The organism is Sutterella sp., from assembly GCF_030539355.1.
Taxonomy (GTDB): Bacteria; Pseudomonadota; Gammaproteobacteria; order Burkholderiales; family Burkholderiaceae_F; genus Sutterella.
The window spans coordinates 1-16,112 of sequence record NZ_JAUNSF010000066.1; the positions used below are offsets into that span (position 1 = coordinate 1).

At 63.2% G+C, this 16,112-nt stretch carries 12 protein-coding genes; 1 reads left to right on the forward strand and 11 read right to left on the reverse strand.

From position 1 onward, the window contains the following. Window positions 1-498: 498 nt before the first annotated feature. From Q4F91_RS09370 to Q4F91_RS09385, 4 genes are all read right to left on the reverse strand, one after another. Entirely contained in the window at window positions 499-1,710 is a 1,212-nt protein-coding gene (locus Q4F91_RS09370) for an IS1595 family transposase (protein ID WP_303337061.1), read from the reverse strand. 158 nt (window positions 1,711-1,868) lie between these two features. Continuing rightward, the gene (locus tag Q4F91_RS09375) at window positions 1,869-2,459 is read right to left on the reverse strand and encodes an aminodeoxychorismate/anthranilate synthase component II (RefSeq protein ID WP_303337063.1); all 591 of its coding nucleotides are present in this window, start codon (window positions 2,457-2,459) and stop codon (window positions 1,869-1,871) included. 30 nt (window positions 2,460-2,489) lie between these two features. After that, on the reverse strand, window positions 2,490-3,962 hold the full coding sequence (locus tag Q4F91_RS09380) for an anthranilate synthase component I family protein (RefSeq protein WP_303337064.1): 1,473 nt from the start codon (window positions 3,960-3,962) through the stop codon (window positions 2,490-2,492). 557 nt (window positions 3,963-4,519) lie between these two features. Beyond that, window positions 4,520-5,479, reverse strand: coding sequence for a TDT family transporter (locus Q4F91_RS09385; protein WP_303337066.1), 960 nt, complete (start codon window positions 5,477-5,479; stop codon window positions 4,520-4,522). Between the two features lie 279 nt (window positions 5,480-5,758). Between Q4F91_RS09385 and Q4F91_RS09390 the strand changes: the two genes are divergently transcribed. After that, on the forward strand, window positions 5,759-6,676 hold the full coding sequence (locus Q4F91_RS09390; RefSeq protein ID WP_303337068.1) for a LysR substrate-binding domain-containing protein: 918 nt from the start codon (window positions 5,759-5,761) through the stop codon (window positions 6,674-6,676). A 134-nt stretch (window positions 6,677-6,810) separates the two neighbouring features. Here Q4F91_RS09390 and Q4F91_RS09395 read toward each other — a convergent pair whose 3' ends face one another. The 7 genes from Q4F91_RS09395 to Q4F91_RS09425 form a co-directional block, all read right to left on the reverse strand. Then, window positions 6,811-8,652, reverse strand: coding sequence for a shikimate kinase (locus Q4F91_RS09395; RefSeq protein WP_303337070.1), 1,842 nt, complete (start codon window positions 8,650-8,652; stop codon window positions 6,811-6,813). Further along, entirely contained in the window at window positions 8,649-9,797 is a 1,149-nt protein-coding gene (gene aroC, locus Q4F91_RS09400; protein WP_303337072.1) for a chorismate synthase, read from the reverse strand. Before aroC ends, Q4F91_RS09395 begins: the two co-directional genes overlap by 4 nt. Before the next feature lie 245 nt (window positions 9,798-10,042). Beyond that, complete coding sequence (aroA, locus tag Q4F91_RS09405) at window positions 10,043-11,362, reverse strand: 3-phosphoshikimate 1-carboxyvinyltransferase (RefSeq protein ID WP_303337074.1); 1,320 nt, start codon at window positions 11,360-11,362, stop codon at window positions 10,043-10,045. Between the two features lie 134 nt (window positions 11,363-11,496). Further along, on the reverse strand, window positions 11,497-12,645 hold the full coding sequence (locus Q4F91_RS09410; RefSeq protein ID WP_303337076.1) for a 3-dehydroquinate synthase family protein: 1,149 nt from the start codon (window positions 12,643-12,645) through the stop codon (window positions 11,497-11,499). A gap of 53 nt (window positions 12,646-12,698) precedes the next feature. Continuing rightward, window positions 12,699-13,766, reverse strand: a complete 1,068-nt coding sequence (aroF, locus tag Q4F91_RS09415) for a 3-deoxy-7-phosphoheptulonate synthase (protein WP_303337078.1) — start codon at window positions 13,764-13,766, stop codon at window positions 12,699-12,701. 690 nt (window positions 13,767-14,456) lie between these two features. Beyond that, window positions 14,457-15,599 (reverse strand): hypothetical protein, encoded by a 1,143-nt coding sequence (locus Q4F91_RS09420; protein WP_303337080.1) that lies wholly within the window; start codon window positions 15,597-15,599, stop codon window positions 14,457-14,459. 199 nt (window positions 15,600-15,798) lie between these two features. Beyond that, the gene (locus Q4F91_RS09425) at window positions 15,799-15,996 is read right to left on the reverse strand and encodes a hypothetical protein (RefSeq protein ID WP_303337082.1); all 198 of its coding nucleotides are present in this window, start codon (window positions 15,994-15,996) and stop codon (window positions 15,799-15,801) included. Between the last annotated feature and the right edge of the window lie 116 nt (window positions 15,997-16,112).

Sequence of the window (16,112 nt, forward strand, 5' to 3'; positions counted from 1 at the left end):
TATCAAACGAGGCTAGAAAGGTCTTCTGAGTACTTCTGTTTTGCGTTCGCCGTGAGGGTTACCGGCGGCATTGATTTGCCACATTCAAGATTGCATTGAGGATGCTAAAACTTTACGAGACTTCAGGCCTAAGTTGGCTAAAGCCTTAATTTTCCTGGCATTTTTTCAATATATCATTTTGTTTGTGACTATCTTTTGGATAGGGTTGACGCCATATAGATTTTATTGGTTATTCCAATCTCAAACGCTAACTATTGTTATTGTTCTTGTTCTTGCTGTATTGCCGACTGCAATATTGATTACCGTGTCAAGAGCTGTTTTCGGGCATCACAGTCGACCTGAGGATGTTCCTTATACACCAATTCAAACGGTAATTCAGATAATGAAAGATATGGGCAAGATGGGTTCTTAATATTAAGGCTCTGTTGGCGCATGTTGATGAAAAATCCGACAGTTTGAAACTATCGTAGTCATAGCCTCTTCCAATCGAAGGGAGCGCTAGAACGGCAGGTCTTCATCTTGTCCGTCATATGAGACATCTCCGTCATGGTCTTTCCCCGTCCTGTAGCGCTCCAGGGCCTCTTTCCGATCCTCATATTCAGCACGCGCAAGCCTGACCAAAAGGATCTTCATCAAGTCACGCTGCTTGTCTGAGAGGACAGGGACGCTGTCACGTTTCTGGACGCTCCGCCTCGTCGAGGGGCACACGCCGTTCTCCGCGATGTCGAGCAGCAGCTCCTCCAGTTCGTCCTCGTTGCCCTTGCAGGCCGTGAGGAACCCGTTCCAGACCACGTAGTTGTTGAGGTACTTCGTGGCGACGCCCCTGAACCGATGATCGACGAGTTCCTTCAGCGATCCGTGGAACGAGTTGACTTTCTGAATGCCGTAGACGCCCTTGGTATGCCTTCCCCTGGGGATCTGAACGAGGTTGAGATTCTCCTTCGCTGCAACCCGCTTGATCGCGCGGCCGGAATCACCGCAAAGGACAGCGCCGGCCTGACAGTGACCGGTAAGCACGTTCTGAAGGTCTGTGCTTGTCGGCTTCCCCAGATTGCTGACCTGGCCGAAAAATCCACCGCTCTGGCTCACGGCCACGGGCACACAGACCTGGTTTCGACCAAGACCGGCACGACTGAAGTCAGCGCCGCGCTTGTGCGCTGGCAGGGGGATGCCGTTTTCCACAACGGAATCCATCCTTTTATGCCCTTTGAACGACAGTCTGAAGAAGGTTTCGTCGAACTCCACAATTCCGTTCAGCACGGAGTTCTGAAGCGTGAGCGCAAGGGCGTCAAGGATCATATGCCGCCAGAGGAAGGAGGTCTTGAGATCGATCTCACACTCATCGGCTGCCTTCCTCAGGGGAAGCTTGAGCATCATGCAGTGCACGTACTTCCTGAGCTTCTCCCGGTTCCGCACATGGTGCCCCTTCATTACGGTGCGTGTCGCGGCGTTGAAGGTCTTTCGACAGGCTTGGCAGCGATAGCGCTGCGTCCCGTCAGGCTGTCGTCCGTTCTTAACAACCTTCTGGGAGCCGCAGTGCGGGCAGAACACGCCGTCCTTGAAGCGCTGTTTGTCCAGCGCATCACTCGGAACCGCCGCAGTGGGGGCGGTATCCCTGACGACATCTGTGAGTTCACTCAGCATGCGAGCCTGTTCTGTCGGAGTCAGCTTTAGGAGGGCTCTCTTGATCCTGTCGTACTCATCCGTCATAGGGTTGTCCTACCTTGTCAGGGGCTAGGATAACTCCAAACTGTCGGATTTGTCATCAACTTGCGCCAACAGAGCCAATATTAAATTTAATAAAATAAATACCCGCGACGGATTACTCCGCTCGCGGGTTTATTTTTATAATATTCCTAAGAACTTGCTCAGTTTGATCTTGCTTCCTGCGCGATCGTGAGGAAGTTCTTCAGCTGGTCCATGCCGTGCGCGGTGAGGATGGACTCGGGGTGGTACTGGATGCCCTCGATCGGGAGCGTGCGGTGACGCACGCCCATGATCTCGCCGTCGTCGGCGTAGGCCGTCACCTCCAGGCACTCGGGTATGGAGGCCTTCTCGAGCGCGAGCGAGTGGTAGCGGATGACGGAGAGGCCCTGCGGGAGGTCGCGGAAGAGCCCCTTGCCATCATGGCGGATCGGGGAAGCCTTGCCGTGCATCACGCGGGCGGCGTGAATGACCTTCGCACCGAACACCTCGCCGATGCCCTGGTGACCGAGGCAGACGCCGAGCGTGGGCATCTTGGCCGCTGCGCACGCGCGGATCATGTCGGGGAGGATGCCTGCGTCGGCGGGGCGGCCGGGGCCGGGCGAGAGGATCACCGCATCCGGGGTGAGGGCGAGGGCTTTCTCCGGCGTGGTCTCGTCATTGCGCTCCACGAGCACCTCGCAGCCGAGCATCTGGAAGTACTGCACGAGGTTGTAGGTGAAGGAGTCGTAGTTGTCGAGCATGAAGAGTTTCATTTGTTCTTTCTCCGCTGTCTTGTCCTGTGATCAGAGCGCGAGCCCGCTCGCGGCGAGCTCGATCGCCTTCATCATGGCGGCGGCCTTGCTCTTCGTTTCCTGGTATTCAAAGGCGGGCACGGAGTCGTAGACGATGCCAGCGCCCGACTGGATCTCCATGTGACGGCCCTGGAGGATGATCGTGCGGATCGTGATCGCGAGGTCCATCGCTCCGTCGTAGCTGAAGTAGCCGGCTGCGCCGCCGTACATGCCGCGCGGCGTGGGCTCGAGCGCATTGATGATCTTCATCGCGCTGATCTTCGGCGCTCCGGAGAGGGTGCCGGCGGGGAAGGCGGACTTCACGAGGTCGAAAGCGTCCTTGCCCGGGGCGAGATCGCCCTCGACGGTCGAGACGATGTGCATCACGTGCGAGTAGCGCTCGATCGTCATGAAGGAGGAGGGCTTGACGGTGCCGGGGGCGGCGATGCGGCCCAAGTCATTGCGGGCGAGGTCGACGAGCATCAGGTGCTCGGCGCGTTCCTTCACGTCGCTGATCAGATCCTTGGCGTTCGCCTCGTCCTTCTCCGGCGTAGCGCCGCGGCGGCGGGTGCCGGCGATGGGGCGGAGCAGCGCGCGGCCGTTCCCCTCGACGCGGCAGAGGGTCTCGGGAGAGGAACTCACGAGGATCAACTCGCCCATCTTCATGAAGAACGTGTAGGGCGAGGGGTTGATCAGACGGAGCGCACGGTAGAGCGTGATCGGCTCGATGTCCGTCTCGCCCGAGAACTTCTGCGAGAGCACGACCTGGATGATGTCTCCGTCGCGGATGTGCTGACGGGCCTTCTCGACCATCTCGCTGTAGCTCTCGAGCGTGCAGTTGCCGGTGAGCTCGGGGATCGGGGCCGGGGCGGCGGGCGGGAGGTTCGCGGGCTCTGCGAGACGCGCGCGGATCGCCTTCACGCGGCGGACGCCGTCCTCGTAGGCGCTCTTGAGATCCTCGAATTCCTCGGTCTTCACGGCCGCCGAGAGGATGACGGTGTGGCGGATGTTGTCGAAGATCACCATGTCGTCGATGATCATCATCGCGGTCGTCGGGCCCTTCAAGCCGGGCTTGGGCTCGGGGAGACGCTCGAACTCGCCGACCGTTTCGTAGCCGATCGAGCCCACTGCGCCGCCGAAGAAGGAGGGCATGCCCTCGGGAGCGGCCGGGCGGTAGCCCTTGACGAGCTGGCGAAGGGCCATGAAGGGACCCTCGGGGGCGGCGAGCTCGCGGCGGCCTTCCTGGGTCGTCACGAAGGCGCGGCCGTTCTCGACGGTGAAGACGGCGCTCGCGTTGAGACCGATGAAGGAGTAGCGGCCGAAGCGTTCACCCGCCTCGACGGACTCGAGCAGGAAAACGTTCTCGTCGTGACGCAGACGGGCGAGCACGGAGACCGGGGTCTCAAGGTCGGCGATCAGCGTCTCGGTGACGGGGATCAGGTTTCCCTTCTGGGCGAGCTCGGCAAACTTTTCGTAGGAAAGCATGGGATGGATCCTTTTCCGGGGAATGGCTGGAATCTGTTCTTTGTCTGGCGGCCCTTCCTGTGAAGGCCGGACCGCGGGAGGATTGAAGACGGAAATTCGGGACAAACAAAAACGGACCTGAGGTCTTAAGCCTGAGGTCCGCTGCGGGCGCTCCTTATTTATGCGAGGAGCATCGCTTCACTTCGTTTCCGGGACTCGTTCACACGGCCGGGGTTCCCGGCTCGGATTCACGCAGGCCACGGCCGAAGCGGCTGCAGCGGACGTTTCGCCACAGCCAGCGCCAGGTTTCCTTGAGCGTGAATTCGGAGTGCATGAAGAGGAAAGTCGAAGTGATGGGGTATCAAAAAAGTTACCGAAACACTATGACAGATCCGCAGGCCTTCCGGGATAGGGAAGGCGCCCCTTCGGACTTGATCGGAGTCAAGTGTGCGGGGTTCCTCCTGGGGCCGAGGAACCCCGCCGCTCTCATCTCCCCGTTTCCCGGGACGGGAGGAAATCCCGCTCCGGGGTGCTCGGGGATGGGGAGGCGAGGGCGGCCGGGTAAAAGGTTCAGATGATCATTTGAAGCCGAAGAAGGCCTTGAGGTTCTTCATGTAGAGGATGAAGACATAGGCGATGACGACGGTCGCGACGGCGATCTCAAAGTGGGCGAGGATGCGGAGCTGCGAGACGTACTGCTCGGTGCCGGGATAGGTGGCGACGAGGTTCGCGAGCTTGTAGAGAGCCGTCGCACCGATCGCCATCGGGAAGGTGAAGGCCGCGTAGCCGGGCGAGAACTGGAGTCTCAGCAGATGCCAGAAGGCGAAGTAGATCGCAACCGTCATCAGGATCGCGATGCCGAAGAGGAGTGCGACGAGAAGGAGGTGCGGGTCGTTGGAGACCGAGAGGTAGCCCGCGAGCGAGAGCGAGGCCGGGGCGGCCATGATCGCCATCGTGGGCTTGGCGGCGTTCGCGACCTGCGGCAGGAAGAAGAGGCGGTAGAGCATCACAGGAAGCAGCACCGCGTAGGCGGCGATGCCCACGACGAGGAGCACCTGCGCGACGGGAAGGAGCTCGGGCACACCGGGGAAGCTCACGTCGGCGACGATGATGCCCACGGGCGGCACGAACCACGAGGGAACCATGTTCGGGAGCACCGTCTCCTTCATGCGGAACCAGATGAAGGCCGCGAGCGCGAGGAGGTGGAAGACGACGGCGAAGCACCAGAGATCGACCGCGAAGGTGGGGAAGCGCTCAAGGAGCGCACGCGAGATCACCATCATCGCCATCGCGAAGGTCGGGACGATGCTGCCGACCACGGGATGTTTGAGATCCGCCCAGAGGGTGCCGAAGTTGAGCGCGAAGCGCACGATGAGGAGGCAGAGCAGGACCGAGGCGATCGCTGCGCCGGTGATCTGTCCCCAGCCGTGGAGCGGGAGCGCGTTCTCGAGACCCCAGCCGAGGCTCGCGATGCCGAGTGCAAGACCGGCCATGGGCGTGGGAAGACCGCGGAAGCGGGCGGGAAGAGCCTTGAGCATTTGCGGATGAGTGCGGGTGAGATGGCTTGTCTGGATGAATGTGTCGCACGGATGAGATGGTCCTCATCGCGCGGGCGCGGCAGTGTAGCAGAAAGGCTTGCTCCTGTGCAGTTAGATCGAACAAGTTTGTTAAGATTGTTCGGGACAACGGAACGGATGGGATGCGTCGCGCGCACCAATTCCGTGCTGCTAATATTTTCATTTACGGTCGCGACATCCGCCGGCGGCTTCCCTCGGAGGGAGCCGGACCAAACAGAAAACGACAAGAGGGACGAGCACGTGGTACCCATCACCCTTCGACAACTGCAGGTTTTCCTCGCCATTGCCAAGGCCGAGAACATCGGCGCTGCGGCCGAGCAGCTCTCGATGAGCAAGAGCGCGGTCTCGCAGGCGCTCTCAGAGCTTGAGGGCCGTCTCGGCGTGCAGCTCTTCGACCGCAACCGCGGCCGCATCTTCCTCACCCCCGAGGGCCGCCGCATGATGCCCCAGGCCGACGAGATGGTTCACCGGGCCGACGACATCACGGATCTCTTCCGTCAGAGCCGTCGCTACTGCCAGTTCCGCGTGGGCTGCACCCGCACGATCGGCACGTTCATGATCGCCGATCTGCTGCGCGGGTTCCGTGACGAGAAGGGCTGGATGCCGGCCGCGGAGATCGCGAACACCCGCATCATCGCCGAGAAGATCCAGCGGTTCGAACTCGATATTGCGCTCATTGAAGGACCCGTGACCGACACCGATCTCATCACCACGCCCTGGATGGCCGACGAGATGGTCGTGGTTGCCCCGAAGGACCATCCGCTCACAGGCCGCCCGGTGAGCTTTGAGGAACTCGAGGGCGTTTCCTGGATCCTGCGCGAGAAGGGGAGCTCGACGCGTGACTTCTTCGAGACGCAGCTCAGGCAGCGTCTCTCGCGCGTGGAGGTGATGGCGGAGCTCAACAGCTTCGACGCGATCCTGAGGACGGTGCTGCTCGGGCTCGGCCTCACCTACATGTCCCGCAGGGTGCTCAACGACCCCTACTACGGCCGCTTCGTCTCCCAGGTCGAGATCCCCGAGCGCTTCTTCCGTCAGCTCACCTTCTGCCACGAGCGCGACAAGTACTTCTCCAACGACATCGAGGCCTGGATCGAGCACTGCAGGAATTACGCCCGCATCATGGAGCGGCGCGAGGCCGAGCGGGTGCAGTCGATCTGAAGATATGTTCACGAGGCTCCGGAGGAGCTTCAGAGGAACTTCCCCCGCGGGACTTCAGAATCTCAGGACAACAAAGGCGGCCGGGTTGATTCGGTCGCCTTTGCTGACTGCTGGTTCGCCTCAGACCTGAAGCCTCAGTTGCCCTTCGTGTACCCGAAGGCCTCAAGGATCCTGTCGGCCACGTCCTCGGGAGTGCCGGCGTTCTCCACGGCCACGTCGGCGTTGCCGATGTAGATCGCCTTCCTTTCCTCCCAGATGGAGGCGAGCGACCGCGACTGCGAGACCGGGCGGCCCGAGACGGGGAGGTCATCGAGCGGCCGGGTGATGAGCGCAAGACGGCCGTTCTGCTTGAGCGCTGCCCTGTTCTCCGGACGGAGCAGCGTGCCGCCGCCCGTGGCGATTACAAGGCCGCGGCGGGCACCCTCGATGTGCGTGATCTTCGACTCCAGGTCGCGGAAAGCCTTCTCGCCGTCGGAGCGGAAGATCTCGGGGATCGCGCGGCCTGCGGCCACTTCGATCGAGTCGTCGAGGTCGACGAACTGGCGGCCGAGCTTCTCGGCGATCGCGCGGCCCACGGTGGACTTGCCGCTGCCGGGCATGCCGATCAAGATGATGTTCTCCGCCTCACGCTCGAGCGTATGGAAGAGCGAGTCGATGTCGACGGCCGGGGTGGTGCCCTTGAGGAACTTCTCCGACGCAACCACGGCCTGCACGACGAGCATCAGGAGACCATTCATCGCGGGGATGCCGCGGGCACGTGCATCCATCATGAGCTGCGTGACCGACGGGTTGTAGATGAGGTCGAGGACGAGCTTCAGATTCGGGAGCACCTTCGGGTCGGCGAGGTTCGGCACGGGCGAGACGCCGCAGCGCGGATACATGCCGACCGGCGTGCAGTTGACGAGGATCGCCGCGTCGGACTGTTCGTTCAGGTTCTCGTAGGTGACGGGACCCGAGCGGGAGACGATCACGGGAACCGCACCCATGTCCTCGAGCACGGTGCGCACGCACTTGGCTGCGCCGCCGGATCCCAGGACGAGGGCCTTCAGGCCCTTCACGTCGATGCCGGAGGCCTCGACCATCGCGGAGAAGCCCGCGTAGTCGGTGTTGTCGCCGGTGACGGTACCGTCCGACTCACGCACGAGCGTATTCACGGCTCCCACGCGCTTCGCGCGGTCCGTAAGGCGTGCGCAGTAGGGGATCACCGCCTCCTTGTAGGGGATGGTGACGTTGACGCCGTCAAAGGGGATTTCGGAGAAGAACTGGTCGAGACGCTCGGGCTCGACCTCGAAGCACTTGTAGGCGTAGGCGGCGAGGTGCGCGTGAATCGCGGGCGAGAGCGTATGTGAGAGCGTGCGGCCGAGGAGTCCGCAGAGGAGTCCTGCGCCGGGACGGCGGGGAAGGGGCTTCGTCTTCGGATCCCAGGGCGAGACCGTGCAGCCGAGGCCCTCGAGGTCGGCGGCGAGAAGCTGTGCGGAGAGACTGCCGTCGTTCTTGAAGACGATCGAGACCGCGGACTCGGTGCATTCGAACGACTGCGGGACGATGCCCGCCGCTCCGCAGGCGGAGAGGAGCTTGCCGGCGGCGGAGTTCGTGTCGGTGCCGGGGGCGAAGCTCATGCGCGCTTCGAGGAGCTTCGCCTTCGGGGCGTTCTCGGCGGTCATGAGCGGAGCCATCTGGCGGCGACGGGAGCCGGCGATCATGACCTCGTAGGTGGCGAGGAGCACCTCGCGGGAGGATTCGGGGGCGGCCGCGGCGAGCTTTGCGAGAAGCTCGGCCTCGCGGTGAAGCGCGTGGACGGTGAGACCGAGGCGGCGCTTCCTTGCGCCGATCTCGTCGGCGACGGCGAGGCGTTCGGTGATGAGGCGGGAGAGTTCGGTGTCGATCGCATCGATCTGCCCGCGGAGGTCTCCGAGCGTGCCCGTGGTGTTCACATTGATCACGGTGTTCCCGGAATCAGGACGGCTGTCAGTCATTTTGCATTCTTCTCCAGGGCGCACGAGGCCCAGGCACGGGGCAGTTCATTGGGGAGCACGGCGGGCGAGTCGAGGAGGAGGTCGAGCGCGGCAAGCGCGGCGACCGCCTCGGCGACCGGAACCGCACGCACGGCGATGCACGGGTCGTGACGGCCGCGCACGCCGAGCTCGGCGTTCTCGCCGCGCTCGAGCGAGATCGTCTCCTGCGCGAGCGCGATCGACGGCGTGGGCTTCATCGCGATGCGGAAGATGACGGGGGCGGCCGTGGTGATACCGCCCGCGATGCCGCCGGCGCGGTTGGTGACGGGGGCTGCGCCGGGCGGCAGATCGGAGACGCGCCAGGGATCGTTGTTCTCCGAACCCTTCATGCGGGCACAGGCGAAGCCCGTGCCGAACTCAACGCCCTTGACGCCGGGGATGCCCATGAGACCGAAGGCGAGCTTGCCGTCGAAGCCTTCGAAGAGGGGGCCGCCGAGGCCCGCGGGCATGCCTTCGATGATGCACTCAACGACCGCTCCCACGCTGTCGCCGGCCTTGCGGGCGGCGGCGATCGTCTCGCCCATGGCCTTGTCAGCCTCGTCCGTGAGGACGGGGAGCTCGCGGGTGAGGCGGCTCTTCAAGGCTTCCTCGTCCTCGCCCATGGGATTGAGAGGACGGTCCTCCGCGTCACCCACGGAGAGCAGGTGCGCGGCGATGCGGATGCCGCGGCGCGCGAGGATCTGGAGCGCGATGCCGCCCGCGATGGTAATGGGGGCCGTGAGACGGCCCGAGAAGGCTCCGCCTCCGCGGACGTCCTGATGCCCCTGATAGCGGACCTGCGCAGGGAGGTCGGCGTGGGAGGGGCGGGGCAGGTCCGCGATGGCGCGGTAGTCCTGGGAGCGCTGGTTGGTGTTGCGGATGATGGCGGTGAGCGGTGCCCCGCAGGTGACGCCGTCCAAGAGGCCGCAGAGCACCTCGGGAATGTCGGGTTCCTTACGCTGGGTGGCAAGCCGGCCGCCCGGAGCGCGGCGGGCCGTGAAGGCCGCGAGCTCGGCGAGGTCAATCGCCTCGCCTGCGGGAAGCCCCTCGATCGTGCAGCCGATCGCCTCGGCATGGGACTGCCCGAAGACGGTGGTGCGGAGGTTTTCGCCGAAAGTCGTGTTCATTTCTCTTCTTGCCTAGTGTCTTGGTGCTGTGTTCTTCTGCGGGGCTCTTCAAGGGCTCTCTCGGGAGCTTTGTGTTCTGGAGGCTCTCAAAGCCCTTGAGGGGATCCGGGACTTCGCCTGCCGGAGGTCGGGGAGCCTCGGATTCGCTTCACTCTTCCCGGGGCACTGCGGCCCGCTGCCGCGGGCCGGAGGCTCAGGGGTGAAAAGCCGGAAAGCCTGGAAGTTTGAAGGTTTGGGATAGGGGTTCAGACTTCCTTCGCGCTGCCCCCGAGTTGACGGAAGTCCTCGAAGAACTTCGGGTAGGACTTGGCGGAGGCCTGGGCGCCTTCTATCAGAAGGGGCTCGGAGCCGAATGCGGCGGCGACGGCCGCGGCCATCACGATGCGGTGGTCGCCGAAGCCGGAGACGCGGCTTCCACGGAAATTCTTCGTGGAACCCACGCCATGGACGACGAGTTCGTCGCGGAGTTCCACGTACGGGACGCCGAGTGCGGCGAGCAGTGCGGAAGTGGTCTTGAGCCGGTCGCTCTCTTTGATGCGCAGACGCTCGGCGTGCGTGAAGCGGGTGACGCCCTCGGACGCCGCGGCGACGACGGCGAGGATCGGCACGAGGTCGGGGATCTGGGCGGCGTTGATTGTGAAGCCCTTGAGACCATTCGGGCCCGGGGCGGCGAGGATCGCGTCGTCGGTCACCTCAATGCGTGCGCCGAAGCGCTCGAGGATCTCAAGCACGCCGCGGTCACCCTGGAGCGACTTCGCGTTGAGGCCCGTCATGCGGATGCCTTCCGGGTTTTCGGAGCCGGCGATCGCGCCGGCGGCGAGCCAGAAGGCGGCGTTCGACCAGTCGCCTTCTACCGTTGCATCCTCGGGAGCGGCGAGCGTGCCGCGGCCGGTGACGGTCCATACGGGGAGACCCTCGGGACCGGCGGCTTCCGAGATCTCGACGCCCGAGTTCTCAAGGACCTCAAGCGTCATGCGCACGTAGGCGGCGCTCTCGAACTTCTCGGTGACGGCAAGTGTGCTCACACCGGGAAGTAGAGAAAGCGCGAAGAGAAGCCCGCCGATGAACTGCGAGGAGACGCTGCCCGGGAGCGAGTAGGCACCGGGCTTCAATGCACCCTTCAAGGTGAGGGGCATGGAGCCCTCGCCCTCGAGCACGATGCCGTGGCGCTTGAGTTCCCCCGAGAGGGGCTCGAGCGGACGGGAGGGCAGACGCCCGTGGCCGAGGAAGACTGCACCGCGGCCGAGGGCCGCGACGACGGGGAGAATGTAGCGGAGCGTCGTGCCGGACTCGCCGCAGTCAAGCGTGGGCAGAAGCGGGCGGTCAGCGGCGTTCGACGGCATCGGAACGACCGTCGCACCTTCGCCCGGAAGACGGGTCACCTTCGCTCCCATCGCCGTGAGCACCCGGCAGGTCGCGTCAATGTCCTCGCTCGCGGCGGCGAAGCGCACGGTCGAGGGCTTCCCGCCCAGGGCCGCGGCAATCAGCAGCCGGTGCGCATAGGACTTGGAGGCGATGGCGGGGATTTCGCCCGTGAGGGGCTGCGGGGTGACAAGGGCGTCCATTTCTTGAGGTTCTTTCGAGTTCGGCGTGGTCGGGAACGTTTTCGGGATGCTTGGGCCCGGGAGTGGAGAAGGATAACCGCTTGGGGGACTGCCCTTCAGTTCAGGGACCCCGGGAAGTTTGCTTTTCAGAGGCTTCAGAGGCCCTCGCGGATCATCCCGAGGAGTTCGTCCCAGGTGACCGTCTCGACTTCGGAGAGTCCCGGGGCACGCTGGAGCACCAGGGCGACGCCGTTGCTGCCGGATTTCTTGTCGTGACGGGCGATGTCAAGGAGCGCTTCGGGCGAGAAGTCGAGCTTCGGGTCGGCGAGAAGGTCGTCAGGAACGGTGACCGGAAGGCCAGCGGCGAGGAGGTTCTCCTCAAGCTCGGCGAGCATGGCCTGCGGAATCCGTCCGTGCTTGACGAGGGACTTCAAAAGAATGTGCATGCCGATCGCGACGGAGGCTCCGTGCGAGAGCCGGTAGTCGGAAGCGGTCTCGACCGCGTGACCGACCGTGTGGCCGAGGTTGAGGAGACGACGGGAACCCGATTCCTTCTCGTCCTCTTCAACAATACGGCGCTTGACTTCAATCGAGGCGGCGATGAGCTCGACGCTGGGATAGGGAACCGTGACCGGCTCGTCCTTCCTGACAGCCTCGCGGTTTTGGGCGAGCTCGTGCGTGACGATCTCGAGCACGTCGGTCGAGAGACCGCCGTACTTAATGATCTCGCCCCAGCCGCAGGAGATCTCGCGGACCGGCAGGGTCTTCATCGCCTCGGGGTCGATCAGAACGCCCACGGGCTGGGCGAAGACGCCCATCAGGTTCTTTCCGGCCTTGAGGTCGACCGCCGTCTTGCCGCCCACGCTGGAATCAACCATCGCGAGGAGGCTCGTCGGGATCTGCAGGCACCGGATGCCGCGCATGTAGAGCGCAGCGGCAAGGCCCGCAAGGTCGCCGATCACGCCCCCTCCCAGGGCGATCACGACGTCCTTGCGGGTGAGCCTCATTGCTGCGAGTTCCTCAAGCGCGCGGACGAGCTCCGCGGGTGTCTTGCTCGGTTCCCCGGCGGGGATCGTGATGACTCCCGCGCAGGCCTTTCCCAGAGCGGCCGTTACGGCCTCGGCGTAGAGCGGGCCCACGTTCGAGTCCGTGATGACCGCGGCGCGGCGGCGGTCGGAATCAGGGTCAATTCCGAGCACCTCAGTGAGGCGGCCTGTGAGTCGGGGGCGGTCCGAGAGGAGACCCGGGGAGATTTCCACGCGGTAGCCGCCGCCGGCGGCCACTTCAATGATGTGCTCGGTCATGACTGCTGGAGATTCTTCTTTGAAGGGAAAGCTGCTGGGTAGTGCCTATTGAGTTAGGACGCGCAGGCGCGGATCACCTGCTCGACCGAGATGGGCTTGGCCTGGATGGCGTTCGCGCTCGAGACGGCGGCGCGGACGGCCTTGACGGTGCGGACGACCTTGACGAACTCGTCGGGGGTGATCGACTGCGGACCGTCGCAGAGGGCGGCGGCCGGGTTGTTGTGAACCTCGATCATCAGACCGTCGCAGCCCGCGGCAGCGGCGGCGGCGGCCATCGACGGAACGTAGCGGGCGACGCCGGTGGCGTGGCTCGGGTCGATGACGACCGGCAGATGGGTGCGCTCGTGGAGGACCGCGATCGCGGAAAGGTCGAGCGTGTTGCGGGTGGCCGTCTCGTACGTGCGGATGCCGCGCTCGCAGAGAACGATCTGGTCATTGCCGCTCGCCATGATGTATTCGGCGGCCATGAGGAGTTCCTTGATCGTGGCGGAGAGGCCGCGCTTGAGGAGAATCGGCTTCTTCGTCTTGCCGAGTTCCTTCAGCATCTCGAAGTTCTGCATGCTGCGCGCACCGACCTGGATCATGTCGACATCCTCGAAGAGCGGCAGGTGATCAATGCTCATGATCTCGGTGACGATCGGAAGACCCGTCTCGCGCTTCGCCTCAAGCATGAGCTTCAGGCCTTCGCCGCGCAGGCCCTGGAAGTCGTACGGGGACGTGCGGGGCTTGAACGCACCGCCGCGGAGCATCGTGGCACCGGCGGCTTTGACGGCCTTGGCGACCTCGACGATCTGCTCGCGGGACTCGATCGAGCAGGGACCGGCCATCAGCGAGAAGTTGCCGCCGCCCGTGAGCGCGCCGCCGGCGTCAACGACGGTGTCCTCGGGATGGAAGACGCGGTTGGCGAGCTTGTAGGGGTCGGAGACGCGGCGGATGGTCTCGACGTACGGCAGGGCCTGGATCTGGTCGGCGGGCAGGTGGCTGCGCGTCTCGCCGATGATGCCGACGGCGACCTTTTCAGCGCCCTCCATGATGACGGGGCGGAGGCCGCGGGCCTCGAGACGGTTCTTGAGGTCGGCGATGTCGGACTTGGTCGTGTCGGCCTTGAGGATCAGAATCATTTTGCTCTCCAGCGATTTTTCTGTGGTTCCCGTTCGCGGCCTGGGTACTGATGGTTGGTGCCGCTGCAGGGAAGGGGTTTGAAAAGGGGTTCCGGTTGGGTAGTGGTGTTCCGGTCTTTTCGCGCCGCTGGAGATTCTTTTTGGCCTGGCTTCGTTCGGGGTTGTCGCCCTCTGGAGGGCCCCTGTCGAAGGGCATTAAAAAACCTGCGGCGTTTGAGACCGCAGGTTCCTAACTTTCAGCTTGAAGTCAGATGCAGCTCAACGCTTTGACGTAAACGAATAACGCCAAAACGCGTAATAAAACGAGCCTGCACGGACGACGGAGTTCATTGCTTTGCCTGAAGTGACGGTGGAATGAAGTGGAAGCTGAAACGAAATTCAGTGAGGGTCACTCTACACGAGGAGAGGCGTTTCGGAAGGGGCCGTCATGCAAGCGCATCGCCGGAACATGACGAAATCCGGGGTCGGGTAGGTAAGAATGCTCAGGAAACACATGTTGGGGTAGGGATTCCTCTAGTGCGCTCTGAGGCTTCGGAGAGACAGTCGAGAGACAGTTCCTGCGCGGAGTGGTGAACTCGGGTGTGCTGCGGCGAGTGTCCGGGCGGTGATGGGCGGTGATGCTCCCGCCGGCAGGTGACGTACGTGACGGGCTTGTGGCGGGGGATCGTGCCTCAGGGATGGTGAGAGCGGTCAACTGCGGGTGCGCTTCGGGGGCAGGGGATACTCACTCTTCGGCTTCACCTTGAGACGGCGGTAGATGGCCTTCAGTTCCTTCGAGGGCTCGCAGGGCGTGCATACGGAGCCGCAGAGCTCCGCCTTCTGGTTGCGGGCTTTGAAGAGGATGCCTCTGAAGGTGAGGTCGGTTTCGATGGTTTTTACTTCAGCCTCAACCCGGTTCCGGATGACCTCGCCGATGAACCTGAGGAGCAGCCGGCCGCGGGCTGCGTTCTCCGACTCGTACTCGACGGGCGCGAGCGATTCCCAGTCCCGGCAGAGACCGAACAGTTGGTCGACCTCCTCAGTCGCGGTGCACCGGTGGATCAGATCCTTGGGATCCAGGTCCACCGAGGAGAGCCAGACCTCGAGACCGGCCCTTCTCAGTTCCTCGGTGACTTTCTTCGCATCGCTCCGTTTGCCCTTGTGGGTGTCGAGGATCTGCAGGCGCTCATGGTCCTGTCGAACAGAGTCCCGGCGGACGTAGGCATGAAGGGAAAGGCCCTTGTGGTTAATGTCCGCCTTTGCGACAAAGTCAATACGGTGGCGGAAGAGGCCGCCGTCCTCGTTCACGGCGACGCTGCCGGTGTCCGAGGGATCGCCGACGGCGGTGACGGCGGTCTCCCAAGCATTGAGTTCCTTCGGGCAGAGCGTGACGAAGGGGACTTCTCCGAGAAGGAGCTCACTGAGCACCGAGTCGGTGAGGCTCCGGTCATCAAGATGGACGTACTCCGGCTTCATGCCGCAGGACTCAAGTTCCGAGATTGCCTCGGTGACCAGTGACTTGGCGTAGGAGTTGTCAGGCTCGACGCGCAGCAGGACGGGGAGACGTGAGTCCTCCCGCACTGCGTAGACGATGCGAACCTGATTGCAGATCTCGTCGCGGTCAGTTCTGATGAGGCTGAGTTCTCCGGGGCCGTTCTTCAGCAAGCCGGTGCGCTCGACGATGACCACGGGGATCCTGCGCTTCTGACTGCCGGAGAGGGAGTCAAGCCAGTACATGAAGAAGGAGCGCACCGAAAACACGCTGCCGATTCTCTCGAGGAGATAGGCGATGTGCTCGGGATCAAGCTTTGCCTTTGGGTAGAGGATCCGGGCGAAGCTGCCTTGCCACCACACATCCGCCACGCTCCGGCTTTTGTCTTCAAGGATGGAGAAGAGCAAGAGGGCGGAGAGGTAGTCCCGGTCGTCGGTGTTGAGGGCGTTCAGCGGGCGGAGGAGGTCGAACCTGTCGAGGAGCGCGTCGATGAGGAAGGCATTGCCGTAGTCGATGAACTGGGTCTCCGAGGTGTTCTCCTTTGCGTTCTTCCGCCTGACGTCAGGGCTCTCCGTAGGTGTCGGTGACAGGGTCGTAGGTGAAGATGCCGCGCGCCCTGAACTTGTAGATGCCGCGTTCAGCATCAAGGACGCGGCCGAGGTTGCCCCGGTCGACTTTCGTGACGGTGTCGCCCTGCCTGACGGACTCCATCAGGCGGGCGTAGGGGATACCGCCTCGGTGCTGAATGGCGATGTACATGGTGATGATAACGAATAGGTATACTATATACTATACCAAAAGTCGCATAACGAATGTTCTTTTTAACCTAGATATTGCATCTGACCCGCCGTGGTCGAGGGACGGGCACCAAATTT

Excerpts from the sequence above, each read along its gene's own strand:
- Q4F91_RS09370 (WP_303337061.1), bottom strand. The coding sequence starts at position 1,710 with ATGACGGATGAGTACGACAGGATCAAGAGAGCCCTCCTAAAGCTGACT.
- Q4F91_RS09375 (WP_303337063.1), bottom strand. The coding sequence starts at position 2,459 with ATGAAACTCTTCATGCTCGACAACTACGACTCCTTCACCTACAACCTC.
- aroF (WP_303337078.1), bottom strand. The coding sequence starts at position 13,766 with ATGATTCTGATCCTCAAGGCCGACACGACCAAGTCCGACATCGCCGAC.
- Q4F91_RS09380 (WP_303337064.1), bottom strand. The coding sequence starts at position 3,962 with ATGCTTTCCTACGAAAAGTTTGCCGAGCTCGCCCAGAAGGGAAACCTG.
- Q4F91_RS09385 (WP_303337066.1), bottom strand. The coding sequence starts at position 5,479 with ATGCTCAAGGCTCTTCCCGCCCGCTTCCGCGGTCTTCCCACGCCCATG.
- Q4F91_RS09395 (WP_303337070.1), bottom strand. The coding sequence starts at position 8,652 with ATGACTGACAGCCGTCCTGATTCCGGGAACACCGTGATCAATGTGAAC.
- Q4F91_RS09425 (WP_303337082.1), bottom strand. The coding sequence starts at position 15,996 with ATGTACATCGCCATTCAGCACCGAGGCGGTATCCCCTACGCCCGCCTG.
- aroA (WP_303337074.1), bottom strand. The coding sequence starts at position 11,362 with ATGGACGCCCTTGTCACCCCGCAGCCCCTCACGGGCGAAATCCCCGCC.
- Q4F91_RS09410 (WP_303337076.1), bottom strand. The coding sequence starts at position 12,645 with ATGACCGAGCACATCATTGAAGTGGCCGCCGGCGGCGGCTACCGCGTG.
- aroC (WP_303337072.1), bottom strand. The coding sequence starts at position 9,797 with ATGAACACGACTTTCGGCGAAAACCTCCGCACCACCGTCTTCGGGCAG.